The 16,939-nt window shown below is 35.8% G+C and carries 13 protein-coding genes and 1 pseudogene; 8 read left to right on the forward strand and 6 right to left on the reverse strand.

Annotated features, from left to right (window positions below):
• Positions 1-76 precede the first annotated feature (76 nt).
• From Cop2CBH44_RS05410 to Cop2CBH44_RS05425, 4 genes are all read left to right on the forward strand, one after another.
• Positions 77-3,346: a SusC/RagA family TonB-linked outer membrane protein gene (locus Cop2CBH44_RS05410; RefSeq protein WP_200755692.1), complete on the forward strand. Its 3,270-nt coding sequence runs from the start codon at positions 77-79 to the stop codon at positions 3,344-3,346.
• A gap of 20 nt (positions 3,347-3,366) precedes the next feature.
• On the forward strand, positions 3,367-4,710 hold the full coding sequence (locus Cop2CBH44_RS05415; protein WP_200755693.1) for a RagB/SusD family nutrient uptake outer membrane protein: 1,344 nt from the start codon (positions 3,367-3,369) through the stop codon (positions 4,708-4,710).
• Between the two features lie 140 nt (positions 4,711-4,850).
• The gene (locus Cop2CBH44_RS05420; protein WP_200755694.1) at positions 4,851-6,521 is read left to right on the forward strand and encodes a T9SS type A sorting domain-containing protein; all 1,671 of its coding nucleotides are present in this window, start codon (positions 4,851-4,853) and stop codon (positions 6,519-6,521) included.
• Positions 6,522-6,655: 134 nt separating this feature from the next.
• A complete protein-coding gene (locus tag Cop2CBH44_RS05425) occupies positions 6,656-7,438 on the forward strand; it encodes an EFR1 family ferrodoxin (RefSeq protein ID WP_200755695.1) in 783 nt (260 codons plus the stop codon).
• A gap of 17 nt (positions 7,439-7,455) precedes the next feature.
• Here Cop2CBH44_RS05425 and Cop2CBH44_RS05430 read toward each other — a convergent pair whose 3' ends face one another.
• The 5 genes from Cop2CBH44_RS05430 to fldA form a co-directional block, all read right to left on the reverse strand.
• Positions 7,456-8,007: a hypothetical protein gene (locus Cop2CBH44_RS05430; RefSeq protein WP_200755696.1), complete on the reverse strand. Its 552-nt coding sequence runs from the start codon at positions 8,005-8,007 to the stop codon at positions 7,456-7,458.
• Between the two features lie 215 nt (positions 8,008-8,222).
• Positions 8,223-10,178: a DUF4886 domain-containing protein gene (locus tag Cop2CBH44_RS05435; RefSeq protein ID WP_200755697.1), complete on the reverse strand. Its 1,956-nt coding sequence runs from the start codon at positions 10,176-10,178 to the stop codon at positions 8,223-8,225.
• A gap of 84 nt (positions 10,179-10,262) precedes the next feature.
• Positions 10,263-10,469, reverse strand: coding sequence for a hypothetical protein (locus Cop2CBH44_RS05440; RefSeq protein WP_200755698.1), 207 nt, complete (start codon positions 10,467-10,469; stop codon positions 10,263-10,265).
• Between the two features lie 309 nt (positions 10,470-10,778).
• Positions 10,779-11,156, reverse strand: a complete 378-nt coding sequence (locus tag Cop2CBH44_RS05445) for a DUF2023 family protein (RefSeq protein ID WP_021931531.1) — start codon at positions 11,154-11,156, stop codon at positions 10,779-10,781.
• 29 nt (positions 11,157-11,185) lie between these two features.
• Positions 11,186-11,692, reverse strand: a complete 507-nt coding sequence (gene fldA, locus Cop2CBH44_RS05450; protein ID WP_021931530.1) for a flavodoxin FldA — start codon at positions 11,690-11,692, stop codon at positions 11,186-11,188.
• A gap of 220 nt (positions 11,693-11,912) precedes the next feature.
• On the opposite strand from fldA, the gene Cop2CBH44_RS16690 reads away from it, so the two are divergent.
• Together Cop2CBH44_RS16690 and eno are read left to right on the forward strand one after the other, a co-directional pair.
• Positions 11,913-12,251 (forward strand): DUF6686 family protein, encoded by a 339-nt coding sequence (locus Cop2CBH44_RS16690; protein WP_353939351.1) that lies wholly within the window; start codon positions 11,913-11,915, stop codon positions 12,249-12,251.
• 34 nt (positions 12,252-12,285) lie between these two features.
• Positions 12,286-13,566, forward strand: coding sequence for a phosphopyruvate hydratase (gene eno / locus Cop2CBH44_RS05455; RefSeq protein ID WP_021931528.1), 1,281 nt, complete (start codon positions 12,286-12,288; stop codon positions 13,564-13,566).
• 405 nt (positions 13,567-13,971) lie between these two features.
• Here the strand turns inward: eno and Cop2CBH44_RS05460 are convergent, their stop codons facing one another.
• Positions 13,972-14,982, reverse strand: a complete 1,011-nt coding sequence (locus Cop2CBH44_RS05460) for a helix-turn-helix transcriptional regulator (RefSeq protein WP_021931527.1) — start codon at positions 14,980-14,982, stop codon at positions 13,972-13,974.
• 93 nt (positions 14,983-15,075) lie between these two features.
• Here Cop2CBH44_RS05460 and Cop2CBH44_RS05465 point away from each other — a divergent pair, with 93 nt between their 5' ends.
• Positions 15,076-16,245, forward strand: a complete 1,170-nt coding sequence (locus tag Cop2CBH44_RS05465) for an RtcB family protein (protein ID WP_021931526.1) — start codon at positions 15,076-15,078, stop codon at positions 16,243-16,245.
• Between the two features lie 12 nt (positions 16,246-16,257).
• Positions 16,258-16,748: pseudogene (locus Cop2CBH44_RS16695) on the forward strand (nucleotidyltransferase domain-containing protein).
• Positions 16,749-16,939 lie beyond the last annotated feature (191 nt).

Consider the following 16,939-nt stretch of genomic DNA (forward strand, 5'->3'; position numbering starts at 1 on the left):
AAATTATCCTTAAAGAAAAAAATAATTATAACCGTCCGATGAAATAACAATTTCCCGGACATACAGATTTTGCCAGATGAAAAAGATTTTATTTATTTTAGTCCTGATGGTTTATACTACGTCGATATTCGCGGCTACACGCGAGATCAAAGGGCTTGTAACCTCTGATGGAGACAACCTTCCCCTCATAGGTGCATCTGTATTTGTATCAACTGACGATCTGAAAAAAATAAACCATCAAAAAGAATCGATAGGAGTAATGACCGCTATCGACGGCAGTTTCATTATCAATGTACCCGATGGTATTACCCGTATTTATTGCAGTTATTTGGGACATAATCAAAAGGAAATCAAACTTGGAAAAGAGACTTTCTACAACATCCATCTCGAACCATCTTCTTATGAGCTCGACAACATTGTCGTTACCGGCTATCAGAACATTGAACGCCGAAAATTGACATCTGCCATATCTAAAGTTAAAATTACAGATGAGTTGATTGGCAACACCCACTCTATCGACCAAGTTTTAGCAGGTCAGATAGCAGGGCTATCTGCCGTAACTTCTACCGGTGCCCCTGGAGCCCCCGTTAAAATAAGAATTCGGGGAACATCTTCTATTAATGGAACTCAAGATCCATTATGGGTACTTGATGGACTTCCTCTCGAAGGAACAGATATTCCCAAAATGGAAGAACTACAAGATATAGATAATATTTACAATACTTCTATTGCCGGAATCAATCCCAATGATATAGAAGATATCACCGTATTAAAAGATGCTGCTGCAACAGCTATATATGGGGCCAGAGCTGCTAATGGGGTAATCGTCATTACTACTAAAAGCGGTAAAAAAGGGAAAACTCAAGTTTCATTCTCTACCAAACTTTCTTATACGCCAAACGTTAACATAGATAGGCTCAATCTTCTAAACTCAGACGAGAAAGTTCAGTTAGAAATGGATTTACTGCAGTCAGACTATACTTATCGTGAAGAGAAAGGTGGTGTATCTCAAATATTGCAACAATATGGGCAAATGGATGCATTCAAAAACGGAGGATTCAATGCTATTTCTTCTGATGCACAAGCAGCTATCAATCGACTGCGTAATACAACGACAGACTGGAACGATATTCTCTTCCGGGATGCATTTAATCAAGAATACAACTTAAGTATATCCGGTGGTAGCGACCGAGCTACCTATTATACATCTTTAGGTTATTATACTGAAAAAGGGAATGTTATAGGTGTAGATGCCAGTCGCTTCAACTTTACAGGAAAAACGACTTATAAAGTAAACAAACACTTGAAATTCGGAGCAAGTGTATTTGCCAATCAAATGAAAAATAATTCGTTTTTGACAGATGCAGATAGTTTCTCAAGTCCGACATACTATTCCCGGAGAGCCAACCCATACCAATTGGTATATGATGAAAATCATAACTACGTATATGATGACAATGTACAAGGTAAAGGTGATGACCGAAACGCAGATTTCAACATTTTCGAAGAACGAGCCAATACATCCCACGAAAATACATCACAATCATTTAAAAGCCTTTTCGATGTGGAACTAAAAATCAATTCAATGTTCAAACTTACCTCTCAAGTAGGTTTGCAGGTAGATAAAAGTACAATAGAAAAAATTGCAGATAAAGATAGTTATTCAATTCGGAAAGACAAACTTCGCTCTATTGTAAATGGAGCCTCTTATCTGCCAGACGGAGGTTTTCACAAGCAAACAGACACAGAAAGCTCGCAAGTAACATGGAAAGCTATGGGTGAATTCAGAAAAAACATACGGAATGAACATGAGATAGAAGCTATGTTAGGAACCGAAATCCGCAAAACATGGTATAAATCATTATATGATGCTGCATACGGATATGACCGGAAAACAATGCAATCCAAACCGATTCTATTTCCTGAAGAGCGACATTCTTCAACATTTCCATTAAGTACCGTCAGTGAAACGGAGAATGCTTATGTTTCAGGATTTGCAACTTTTTCCTATTCATTTCGACATCGATATACGTTAGGTGCCAGTATCCGATTCGACGGTTCTGACCTTTTCGGGGTAGACAAGAAATACCGCTATCTTCCTCTATACTCTGTCAGCGGGCTATGGCGCATCTCATCTGAATCGTTTATGAATGGTATAGAATGGATAGACAATCTGGCTATCCGAGCATCTTACGGGCTACAAGGCAACATCGACAAGAACACTTCACCTAAAATTCTTGGGAAATATGAAAATAGAACTATCTTGCCGGGAACAACAGAAGAAGTTATATCGATATCATCCCCCCCCAATGAAAAATTACGTTGGGAAAAAACTCACTCCTCGAACGTAGGATTTGATTTTTCCGTATTAAACAACCGTATCAACCTCACGGGAGATTATTATTTCCGTAAAGGGGTAGACCTAATCGGGACACAAATGTTACCATTGGAAACAGGGTTCTCGTCAACTACAATCAATTGGGCATCGATGAAGAATCAAGGTGTCGAATTGAGCCTGAATACGCATAATATCAAAATGAAAAATTTCGATTGGCATACGACATTTAATATCGCTTATAACCAAAACAAAATACTGGAAATCAGTACTCCGGAAACCCAATTGACTCCATCGCTTAGAGGTTATGCAGTCGGTTCTATATTTGCTTATCCGTTCGGAGGTCTCGACAGCGAAGGTTATCCTCTATTTATAACCAGTACTGGAAACAAAGTTTCCGCCGAAGAATATTTTAATATAAAAACAACCGAAAATGGGTCTTATGCTTCAAACCTTTCTGTAGAAGAAAGAAGAAACCGGTACAAATATGCAGGAACAACAGAACCTGTATGGACGGGAGGTTTTTTCAATACTTTCAGAATCAAAAGATTCGAAATCGGAATCAACTGTATTTTCAACCTTGGCCACGTGGTACAAACATCTCCATCTTACTCCCCTACTCTTTTTGACCGGGGCATGAACACAAATAGAGACATTTTGAACCGTTGGACTCCGACCAATACAAATACCGTATTCCCGACATTGATGCCTGATGATAAGCGAAAAGCTGATTATTATGCTTATGAGAGCCTGTATGTAGACCGCTATTTGGATTTGTGGGTAAAAAAAGCCGACTACATGCGTTTACAAAGTATCCGCGTAGGATATCGATTACCTGAAAGCATATTGAATATATTCAAGATGACTTCCGGTACTATATCACTTGAAGGCCGAAATTTACTCGTATGGGCTGCTGACTATACCAATTATCTCGATCCTGAAACAATGGGTAACGAATATGCACAACCTATACCTAAATCAGTAACACTTACTCTGAATCTTAATTTCTAAACAAAACAAATACATAAGTTATGAAGAAATTAACATCCATATTATTAATAATCTCACTCTTGGTAACTACCGGATGTGACAACTTTCTCGATATCACTCCTACCGGGCGGGTTATCCCCGAAACAGCACAAGATTACCGAGAACTTATGACAGAAGCTTATTATTTGATGCCGAGTTCGAGAGGATTGACAGCTTTTATTTCCGATGAAATCGATATGACATCAAAAAATTTAGATTCCTATGATAAAGACTCATTTCTGGACCTTTGGTTATGGAATAACGTAAACCCTTCAGGGGCTACAACCTATTTTGATTGGGCACAGTATTACAAAATGATATTCATAGCCAATACCGTTATTGAGAATGAAAAATCAATAACAAACGGAACCGAAGCAGAAATCAACCAAATCGTAGGAGAAGCATATATGATGCGGGCATATAATCATTTTATTCTGGTCAATTTATACGCCCTTCCTTATAATAGTGAAACAGCAACATCAAGCACAGGGATACCCCTGAAATTAAACAGCAGTATGGATGAAGTCTTAAAACCATCTTCCATTGCCGAAGTTTACGCTTCAGTTCTGTCTGATATAGATAATGCAGAAAAAAAGCTTAACGTTGAAACGTGGGAAACCGGACTCAACTATAGGTTTAACACATTATCGGTAGATGCTCTTCGCTCGCGAGTATATCTCTATATGGGACAATGGGAAGACTGCTATAACGCCTCAGAAAGAGTACTCTCAAAGAAAAACGAACTTGTCGACCTGGTCTCGGGACGAACACTTCCAAATGCCTATAATTCGTCAGAGAGTATTGTTGCCCTTGAAATGAATATGACCTCGACATACAATAATGTAGATAAACTGGTACCTCAAACTTTGTACAGTTTATATCTACCAAGTGGGCAAGACCAGCGAGCCAGAAAATTTTATAAAACAGAAGTTGGAGGATATAGCTTAATAAAAGGAGGTTCAAGTGAATATCGTTGTTCTTTCCGAGTAGGTGAAATATACCTAAATGCAGCTGAAGCAGCACTTAAAAATCACCATCCGGAAATATGCAAAACACTATTACTGAAATTGCTCGAAAAGCGATATCAAACTGCAGCCTATACACAAGCAGAAATAGACATCAATGCGATGGATGATGATGCCTTATTAGATGAAGTTTACCTGCAACGCCAATTGGAACTTTCATATGAAGGTCACCGTTGGTTCGATATTCGCAGAATGGAAAAAGAAAAACGACCAGTATTAACACGAGAATACGAAGGACAAACCTACCGTATTGAAGATAATTATCCCGAGCTAACAATAAAAATTCCGGATGAAGCCAAAGAAGCTAACCCTTATTTATAAATATAAAAATGAATTAGAAATTCTATAGACATTTTTCAGATAACTGTATTTTACAATACTTTTAAAATACAGTTATCTGAAAAAACTCCAGAAATTCTTTTCAAATAATAAATTTCAGTATTCATTTAAATTTTAACAGTATGAAAAAGAAAATTTTACTATTTATCTGTCTGGTAACTGTTGCCTCATTATCTTTCGCTCAAGAAATAACTCAAGATTGGAGTTCTTCATTAGGAGAACTAAGAGGAAAAGATAATATTGCAGCTAAAGATCTTGTACATATTGACGCCAACGGGAATACATATGTATATGGTTCATTCTCAGAATATTTCACCATTGGGAATACAGAACTCGAACCTATAGGAAATAGTGCTTATTTGGCGAAATTAGATAACACCGGCAAAGTGGAATGGGCTGTAGCGCTGCAAGGAAATGTAACACCCGCTTACATGACAACAGATGCAGAAGGCAACCTTTATCTTACCGGAGGCAGCGATGGAGAAAGCGTCATATTGCAAAGCACAGATGGAACATCAAAAAAATTGACAGGAAATGACCATGCTTTATGGTCTCAAGATGCAAATACTCTTTTAGCTAAATATGATACTAACGGTATCCTAAAAGAAGGAAAAATCTTTTTACATGATAATTCTGGATATACAAATGAAGTCTTGCCTATGGGGTTAACTCTTAACAACGGAAGCATATACTTAGCATTAAATATTATAGGAGAAACAACAATAGACGGATCAAAATTCTCTGGTACGACAGCTACTATATCTGAAAGTACAACAGCTATCGGTGTTACACATATACTATCTTTCGATAATTCCACTTTAAATCTACAAAAAGAAATTGCATCTATTACTCCTGAAAATGCTATTGATGATTGGAGTATTTCTTCATTTGCAATGACCTCAAATGAAAACAATACTTATATCGCATTCATAGCTCCAGCAAAACAAAAAGTTATGGCTGGAACATCATCTTTCAATACAGATTTTAACTATGAATACAATGAAGCAGATGAATGGTATGAATACCAAAGAGGAATTTGTGTTTTCAAAATCAATGCAGAAGGAAATATAGATATCCATAAGAGTTTTCAATCTGAAAATAAAGTAAGACTCTGGGCTTTCGGATATGAAACTATTGATCAAATTTTAATAAAGGAGGATTCTTGGATTATTGCAGGTAATTACAACGGAAAGTTTGTATTCAATGAAGAAGCTCCTGCAACAAGTACCTATAGCTCGGCTCCATACTTCACCTTATTAAACAAGAATACAGCTGACTCACAAAAATCTTATTTTTGGGAAGAAGGAAATGTCCTGAACTACGCAGCTGCTGGAAATGCTTTGATACTTTGTTCTACAAATTCTACCAATGAAACTTCAACACTTAAAGCATATGATTTCGGCACTCAAAATGTTACAGACCTAACAACAACAGAAGCAGGAACCAGCATCAATGGAGTTGCTTCGACCGGTGCAAAAGTCGCTATAAGCAAAGCAACAGCAGGGGCAGAAGTAGCAACTTTGGCTGTAAGTATGAATACCCTATCTGGATTGTCTGGTATAAACTCTTCTTCCGTCAATACGATAGATGTAAAAGTATATCCTAATCCGGTTACCGACGTACTCAATTTCTCTGAAGTTTGTGATGTAACTATCACAAATATTCAAGGCAGTGAAATAAAAGTAGCTTCTACCACCACCCAAATAGCTGTAGCAGACTTAGCTGCTGGCTACTATGTGGCAAAAATCAAAACCTCAAATGGTATAGCTGTAATACCATTTATTAAGAAATAATATATAATTTCTATTGAACAAAAAAATCCGGCTAACATAATAAGTTAGCCGGATTTTTTTGTTCAATAGAAAAATTATGAGAACTATAAATATTACAATTAATTCATAACTTTACCTCTTTAACAAGAAGATTTATGGAAATAAATAATGTTTATAGTATATATTTCAGTCCATCGGGTACAACAAAAAAAATAGTAAAAAGAATCTCATCTTTCTTTCGCAAAGAGAAGGTCTCATACCATTCACTTCTATCTCAGAGAAAGGTAAATCAAACACTTTCCCCAAACGAACTTCTCATTATCGGACTTCCTGTATTTTCGGGACGAATACCGTCTTTATGCAAAGAGCTACTAAAAGAACTACATGGTATGAATACTCCAGCTATAGTTATTGTCTCATATGGCAATCGGGATTATGAAGATGCTCTTATCGAATTGAAAAATACATTGGAAACACAAGGGTTCAATATAATCGGAGCTGCTGCATTTATCGCTCAACACTCCATTTTTACAGATGTAGCCAAAAGCCGTCCTGATAAAAAAGATATAGAAATAATAGATTCTTTCAGCAAAAAATGTTTTAAATATCTGGACTTTTACCCCAACAATTACAAAACATTAGATATAAAAGGGAATATTCCTTATCGCAAAATATCGAAAATGCCCATAACTCCGTCGACAAATAAAAATTGCAACTACTGTGGTATATGTTCAGAGATGTGTCCTGTACACGCTATAGACATGAATAATCCTAAAAATACAAACAAACAACTTTGCATATCCTGCACAGCTTGTATATCCGTCTGTCCACAGCATGCCCGAAAATTCAGCGGATTGTTATACCATTTCGCAGCTAAAAAATTTTCTAAGAAATATAAACAAAGAAAAGAGCCGGAAGTGTTTATTCAAGATAAATGAAATTTTTTTACTTTCTATCAAAACTCAAAAGCAACTTTTGCTATAAGAGAATGAAAATAAATCTTCTCCTCAAATTGATTAAGCGTATGATAATTTTGTAAAATATCACTACTCTGCATTAAATAACCGACCCCTAATTTCAATGCCATCTTATAAGATATTCCCCAACGGAAACCTACTGTAGGGCTGAAATAAACTCCATCCTTCGGGAGCATTTCATCTTGGGATAGTCCCCAACAGTACCCTGTTCGAAGATTGATATAAGGAGATATAGTCTTTTCCATAAAAATAGATTCTATATCAATAAATAAAGGTAACGTAACCTGCTGCGTCACCTGCCAAACTTGTATTCCAACTCCTACACCAACCGATAACCATTTATTAAACTGATATCCACTGACATGAATAAATTCACCCCGATTATGTCCTACTGTTCCAGCTCCCGCTGCAAATCCCAATTCAACACTCCCCTTATATCCCTTATTCACACCATATTCCTGAGCAGACAATTCTAAAGGACCAAACAGAGCTAACAACAATACACAGATAATATATAAATCCTTTTTCATAATGAGCAATAATTTGGAAGCAAAATTAAATAATCATCACATTTTTGAGACAAAAAAAGCAAAAAATTACTCTTTTGTTCCCCTCAAATTATATATATAATAAATTATTTATTCCATAAAGCAAATTATTAAAAAAGACTTTCTATATGCAAAACACAATTGCACAATAGAAAGTCTATATTATAATTTTCTCATTTCAAAGATTATCAATCAAATCACTTATATTTTCCTTTTATAAAAGAAAATTGTAATCTTTCCTTTGTAATCTTGTTTTCTAAAACAATCACATAACAAGATGGTCTTAAATAACTTATATCTATATTATCATTATTATAAATACCCGTCTGGACTATCCGACCATCTATACCTACAACCTGATATTCATAAACAACATTTGGATTAAGTCCATATATTTTTATATCATCCAAAGCCGGATTAGGATATGCCCGAATAGTTACAACATTTACTCCATTACAAGATGTTATCATTTTATCATTTTGTCTAATTTGTAATGCATTGATATAATACATTTTATTGGCATTATCATTATCAGGTCCTGCACCGACAACAATTTTTACCGTACCATCTATATCAGGGACAATACTTTCCACTACAACCTGTTTTGTCGTATTACCCGAACTATTCACATAAGCAATACCTTCATTCTTCCCTACTACCTTAAAACTAACTTCTCGATAATCAGAAGCTGTACAAGAAGAAAACATGACAAAATCATAACATTTTTGGGGATTAAGGCCTGATACAAAAAATATACCAGACTCAACTACCGTCCCGTCAATCGGCTCTCCGGCATTTCCCCAAAACGAATCAGATGTCGCTTTTGCAGGAAGTTGCCAGTTAGATATAGTCAAACTATTTCCTGAGTTATCTATATTGACACCTCCAAACGTAGTTCTATTTTCTATCTTAAAAGGAGTAATTTCACCATCCATATTAAGCATTCCATGTATATATGCACCTACTTCGAACATACACATATTGTTCCAAGGTGTTTCTGTCAAAATTGACCCAAAATCAATATTTACCGGAGCTTCCAATTCAAACAATTCAGAATCGGGCAAAACATAATCAATACTCATGTCTGTCACATTCTTTGGTGCTGATACAGCATTATGGGCCGCATTCTGTGCTATCTCTATCATTATAGGAGTCATGTTACCTGGAGCATATAAATTTTTAACAACAGACTTACCTGTTAATATTTCATACCATGTGCAAGCTGCTGTATAACGACCTATACTTTTATCCAAATGTAGATTGTCTCGATTCAGATTGTCGCCCAAAAAACTCGTACGTGCATTCTGAATAGCTGTCCCTACAGGAATTACAATATCTATATTTTCAGACTGAGCAACACGATTTACAGCATCAACAATAGCCGTATACATTTCTAACTGATTTCTGTTATATATTTCAAAACTCTCATTTGTATATGCTTGAGCATAAGCCCAAGTGAGATGTAAACCATACTTTGTATCGGTATTTATCGATTTCTCCTTTGCATAATTCAGCAAATTATTTAAATATGGGAAATAGCTATCATACACTCCTGAATTCTTACTATCTTGTTGAAAAACAACATAGTCCCATTTCTCATCAGAAAAAACCTGAGATAATTTCATATTCAAATTTATAGTCTTTTCTCCAGCAATACCAATTTTCCGATAAGAGTAAACTCCTAAATCTTCATTTGCATTATTCCAATGATTCTCTAATGAAGCTCCATCAATGCACATATTACCTATAATAAAATTAGTTTCTTCTGCTTGTCCCAAATCATATAAATAATTTTCTACAGCGTCTTCCGAAAAACTATTTCCTATACTCAAAACCCGTATGGCATCTACTTCTGGCTCAACCTCCTCAACTTTATAAAAATAAAGGTTATCGAAATAATACGTTCCCTTAAAATTTGCATGTCTCGAGCCAATAAACAGCCGGCCCAAATTCGTTAACTCAAAACTATCATATCCATCAAGTTCCTTCAATGCAAAATCGTATCTTATCCATTGACCTTTAGGAACTTTATTTATAAAAGTTGTAGGCCCCATCATCGTCGATGCCGAACCATTACGCATATTAAAAGTAAACTGGTCTTGATCTACAGCATAAACATCTACATGGAAATGAGTCTGCTCTGAAATATCCATTCCAGAAAAATCCAACCGAAGTTGACTATTCTTATCTGTATCTTTTACCTCTAAAATTTGTCTTTCTGATGCAGTAATTACATATCAACCATCCACAGGCTTTTTATTTAGACCATTTTTTTTAAATGAGCTACTATATAACGACAATACATCACCTTCATTATGAATGGGAGTTAAAGGTTCAGGATAATTAACTTCATCTGCATACACAGCAAAACATGTGAGACAAGGAATAAAACCCATCAAGAAACAAATAGTACGTTTCAGTAAATTTAGTTTTTGTTTTTTCATGATAATCTATTTTTAAGTTAACAAACAGCCTTTTTCAGTAAAGCTCTACCTAACAATTACAAATATTAAAAAAGTTAAAAACTCTATCTATTGATTTTGTACATAAATCTTTAACTTTTGTACAGAGACAAAATAATCTTTTTCTAAATAACATTATTTCAAAAAATCCTCTCTCAAAACTTCTTCTTTAGATAAAAAATACCCGGTTTCTGTATATTCTAACAGAGACCGAGCATTTCAAAATAGAATATCACTACTCTATTCTCCCTTCTCAAATAAATCAAAATCTAAAAAACGTAACCAAAATCTTTATTGTCCTGATTTTCGAGAACAGTATCTTTCACATTGCCTGCAAATATCATATCCCAACATTGCACCCAAAATAAAATCTTCTTCTGGAGTCAAAAGATTCAAAGGACGATTCAGCATAAACTTTACTGCATCCAAACATTCTTTTTTCCCAAAAAACAAATTTATTTTATGGGCATTTACTTCTTGTTTGAGAAAACAAATATTCTGCTTTTCTAAACGCCTAACAGCAAATCCCTCATATTTTTTGTTTATCGTATAGAGTACCATATTACGAATCCCCTTTTTAAATTCATAAATATGATTAAGGAATATCCTAATTTCTCCGGGAATCCCGGGACCATATACGGACAAAGTGTTATATACCTGTTCATTCATATCCTAATCCATAAAAATAACATTTACTGTCACCCAATACATTTTTTCAATTCTTCCACCCAATTATCAATACGCTCATCAGTCTTGTTATCTTCATTTTCTTCATCTAAGGCAAGACCTACAAATTTTCCATCGACTACTGAAGATGAAGATGAAAAACCATATCCTTCTGTACTTACAGCACCACAAAACCGACATCCTGTATTTTCTAATTCCTTATAAAGAATTCCCATTGCATCACAGAATGTATCTTCGTACGAATAAGAATCTCCACAGCCGAATAATGCTACTATTTTATCCTTCAAATTTTCGTTTTTCAATATCTCTATAGCATCATACCAGTCGTCTTGCAATTCCCCATCTCCCCATGTAGAACTTCCTAATATAAAAACATCATAACTTGCAATGTCCACTTTCTTTATATCAGAAGCACTATACACATTACTGCTCGGAACACCTAATTTTTCTGCAATTTTCTCAGCAACACCTTCGGTCCGACCAGTTGTCGAGCCATAAAAAATAACTATTTTTTTCATATTACATTTTATTTTGTTATGCTACAAAGATAGTAAGTGGAATATTGCGATTAAATCCCTAATAATAATGAAAATAAAAGCCTCATATCCCTAAAAGTAGGGTCAAGCCAAATACCTAATAACAGGTATATATAATTATCATTATCGCTACAAATAAGGATTGACTTTTTATTACAGAACCCCGACATTTGCCAACATAAAAGATATCGATTATCAAACTATGGATATTATAAAAACATCTCCAAACGGACAACTATCTTACTGTGATAGATGCAAAATATATCAACTTGAATTCGGAAATTTATTTTTTCGTTTTACAACTGAGGAATTTCTTTATTTCAAAAATTATATCAGAAAAACTGACGGATCTTATTATGAAGAGATGAATAAAGATATACCAAACAACCGGAAAATATTTTTACGAATGCCCATCAATGGTTTTTATTGCTGCCTTCACAATGAAGAATTAGATGAACTTAAATATCTCATATCGATACAAAAAAAATATGAAGAAAAATCCGATATTCATTTCTCATTTAAAAATTATTCATTAAATTGAATTCCCAATCAAATAATATTAAAACTATTACAAAATGAAAATTGAAAAAATTTTAGGTCGAGAGATTCTTGATTCAAGAGGAAATCCTACTATAGAAGTAGACGTATGGTTAGAATCCGGAGTCAAAGGTAGAGCTTCTGTTCCTTCAGGAGCATCAACTGGAGAGCATGAGGCTCTTGAATTACGAGATAACGATAAAAAAAGATATGGAGGAAAAGGTGTACTAAAAGCTGTCAAAAATATTAATACCATCATTGCTCCTGCTCTTATCGGAATGTCCGCTCTAAATCAAAGAGCTATAGACAATGCAATGCTTCAATTGGATGGTACAAAAACGAAATCGAACTTGGGAGCTAATGCTATCTTAGGAGTATCTTTAGCTGTAGCTAAAGCTGCTGCCGAATATCTTGACATTCCCTTATACCGTTATATCGGTGGTACCAATACTTATATAATGCCCGTGCCCATGATGAATATTATCAACGGAGGTTCTCACAGTGACGCTCCGATTGCTTTCCAAGAATTTATGATTCGTCCGGTAGGCGCAACATCTTTCCACGAAGGGTTACGCATGGGAGCAGAAGTGTTCCATGCTTTGAAGAAGGTACTTCATGAGAGAGGATTAAGTACTGCTGTAGGAGATGAAGGAGGCTTCGCTCCAGCTCTTAACGGAACTGAAGATGCAATCGAAAGCATTATATCAGCAATTAAAGCTGCTGGCTATGAACCTGGAAAAGATATCATGATAGGTATGGACTGTGCTTCATCAGAATTTTACAAAGACGGAATTTATGACTATACTATTTTTGAAGGAAATAATGGGAAAAAACGCACAGCAAATGAACAGATCGATTATCTCGAAAGTTTAATAAACAAATATCCGATAGATTCAATTGAAGACGGTATGAGCGAAAATGACTGGGAAGGTTGGAAGAAACTTACAGAAAGAATCGGTAACCGTTGCCAACTTGTCGGAGATGACCTGTTTGTCACAAATGTTGAATTTTTAGCTAAAGGAATCCAACAAGGCTGTGCCAATTCTATCCTGATTAAAGTAAACCAAATAGGATCTTTAAGTGAAACTTTAGATGCAATAGAAATGGCTCACCGAAATGGTTATACAACCGTAACATCCCATCGTTCCGGAGAAACAGAAGATACAACTATTGCCGACATTGCCGTTGCTACAAATAGTGGACAAATAAAAACCGGCTCTTTAAGCCGCTCAGACAGAATGGCTAAATATAACCAACTATTACGGATAGAAGAAGAACTCGGGAATTTAGCTGTTTATGGATATAAAAAGATAAAATAAGTATACGTATCTCTTATTTTGTGAATAGATCAAAAAAACAGGGACTTTGTGAAAAGCTCCTGTTTTACCTTTGTTATTTTCTGTTTAGCCATAATAAGTCTAAAAACACTCCGGAGGAAAATTCCCGGAGTGTTTTTATTTATAGTAATATCATAAAATCAAATATGACTTCAACATTAATATCGAAGAAGTGAAAATTCTACCAGATTACTTACAGATTCTAAGAATGTTATGTTACCTCTCAACATATATTTCTCGTTACAAATATTTTATATCAAACTAAATTGCACTTTTTCAAATAAAACATATCACAAACTTGTTCCAAATAAAAGATAAGAAAAGTATAGTTTCCATCAAAGTCACACTAATAGCAACTGTCAAATCTCCAAAGTCAGATTAATGTGTTTACATTTGATATCTCGTTGCAGCCAAAAGGATAGCTTGTGCTATACGATGACGCAACAATCGTGGCGTTTTTACTTCTATGTGACAGCCATAACCAAGAATTAATCGTTCCAGTTCAAGATTAAGAATTACTTCAAGTGACAGAATGATACTGCCATCTTCGTTCTCCTGTACCAACCGTTGACTGCTATGCATGGGCTTGGTTAGAACATAAGGAGCTTGGTCTGCATCCACCCATAGTGTGACAACCTCCTTTTGGGAATGTATGTCGCGTGTAACACCTACCATCTCATCAAGATATATACTTGGATCGAAGAAAGTATTTTCCACATAAGTTCCTTTCTCATCCTTCGATACCGCCAACATTCTATCTAAAGCGATAGTCTGAATATCATTCATCTTTTTACTGTAGGCCAATAAAAACCAACGGTTGTTGAACTCCTTTAATAAATAAGGAGAGAGATAGAAACGGTTATTACGTTTTGAGTTGAACGATCGATAGTCAACGACGATAGGATTCTTCTTTACGATGTGGTCATAGAGATTAGAGAGAAAATTTAATCCTTTGAGACGAGCATTGGTTTCGATGAAGATAACTTGTTGGTGACTCTCTTGTGTTTGAATTTGATCTTGCATACGGGCTAAGATATCCTCTTGCCCCGCCATACTTTGAAAACCATTGTAGTGCTTGATAATATCCATAGCACTGCTCAGTTCCGCCAAATCCTGTTTCGTGAGAGGTAGCTGTGTGATAGAGAAGTTTGGGTCTTCGTAAGTGTAATACTTCTTATCTTTCACCACAATGGGAGCATAGTATCCGAGTTTATCACCACGCATCAGTTCTATATCACGCTGGATAGTACGCGTACTAATACTCGAAATACCTTCATAGTCATATAATGCGTCTTCGCATGCCTGACGAAGGTCTTCCAATGTCCACAGTCTTTGTCTGCGATGTAAACAAGTATCTATCGTGCGAATCCGTATCAATGTATTTCTATTTAATGGCATATATATAATTTTTATATAAAGATAAAAAGATTTTTCAACTACGACAATAGATGGCGTAGTATAAACCTTACTTTGTAGTAAAATTAATTGATTATGGTACAAAAAGTAGTTATGGGTACCAGATTACCCGCAAAATTATGGCTTGACGATGTGGAGGATTCATGTATGGCACAGATTATCAGTCTGGCATCACTCCCATTCGCTTTCAAACACATAGCCATCATGCCTGATGCACACACAGGCAAAGGCATGCCTATCGGTGGTGTACTTGCAACTATAGGTGTAGTTATCCCTAACGCAGTAGGCGTGGATATTGGCTGTGGAATGTGTGCTGTGAAAACCAATCTTAAGGCTTCAGAACTTTCTGTCAATCAAATCAAAGCCATCATGAAGCATATCCGTAAAACAATCCCTCTTGGCTTCGACCACCAAAAGAATGCCATGGATAAAAGTCTTCTTCCTGACCTCGATCTCGATGCATGCCCTTTCTTAAGGAATAAGACAGTTGCTATGCTCAAGGAGATTGGCACTTTGGGAGGCGGGAATCATTTCATTGAAATTCAGAAAGATACAAAGAAAGATGATGTATGGATTATGATACACTCTGGTAGCCGACATGTCGGTCTCACAGTAGCCAACTATTACAATAAGCAGGCAGAGATACTCTGCGAACGTTGGTATGCAGATACACTACCCGGACTTGCATTCTTGCCCATAGAAGAGCAAGTGGGTAAAGACTATATGCATGAAATGGAGTATTGTAAACATCTAGCTTTTGCCAATCGTAAGGTTATGATGGAACAAGTTCAGCAAGGTTTTATGGATAATTGCACAAATGTAAACTTTGAACCAATAATAAACATCGCTCACAACTATGCCGCTTGGGAGAATCACTTTGGTAAGAATGTAATTGTTCATCGAAAGGGTGCTACACGAGCATTTAAGGGTGAGATTGGTATTATTCCTGGTTCGATGGGTACAAAGTCTTACATCGTAGAAGGTCTTGGTAATCCAGAATCATTCATGAGTTGCTCACATGGTGCTGGAAGAAAGATGAGTCGTTCAGTTGCTTTCAAGACTCTCGACCTCTCAGAAGAGTGCCGTCGTATGGATGAGCAAGGTATAATCCATGGTATGCGTAAGAGTGGACTTGATGAAGCCCCAAGTGCTTACAAAGATATTGAGGCTGTAATTGCATTTGAAAATGATTTGATAAAACCTATTATAGAACTTGCTCCTCTTGCGGTGGTAAAAGGAGACTAAACGTTAAAGAGCATGACAAGAGAAGAAATTCTTAAGCATCTACAGAAGATAAAGGTGCAATATAATGTCAAAATACTCTACGCTGCAGAGTCAGGTAACAGGGCATGGGGATTCTCTTCCCCTGATTCCGATTGGGATGTACGCTTTATCTATGTACATCCACTTAATTGGTATCTTACCGTCAATTTTAACAGAGATGTTATCGAAATTATGACAGACGAAGGTTTCGATGCAGTAGGCTGGGATATACGTAAGACTTTACAACTTTACCGCAAGACAAATCCAACAATGCTCGAATGGTTGAAAAGTCGATAGTATATATAGATAACATGCAATTAAGGAACGTGCTACTTAGTGATGAGATCCACTTCTTTAATACCAAGCGAGGTGTTCATCATTACTTTCATGTAGGTACTAATCACCAAAATCGGTATTTGGAAAAACGAGGTATAGAACTAAAACGTTTTTTGTATTACTTCAGGTCATTACTAACTTGTAAGTAGATAATAAAGAATGGAACACCTCCTCCTATCCCATTTGAAAAACTAGTTTCAAGCGATGGTGGATGATAAGCAAATCTTAGATAGTATTACTGACCTTCTCTCTCAAACACAAGAGTAAGAGACACGACAAGAAGATTGTTACAAAGGGCCGTATCACAATTATTTTTTATCGTTATTACAAAAGTTTACAT

This window comes from Coprobacter secundus subsp. similis, from assembly GCF_015097275.1.
Taxonomy (GTDB): domain Bacteria; phylum Bacteroidota; class Bacteroidia; order Bacteroidales; family Coprobacteraceae; genus Coprobacter; species Coprobacter secundus.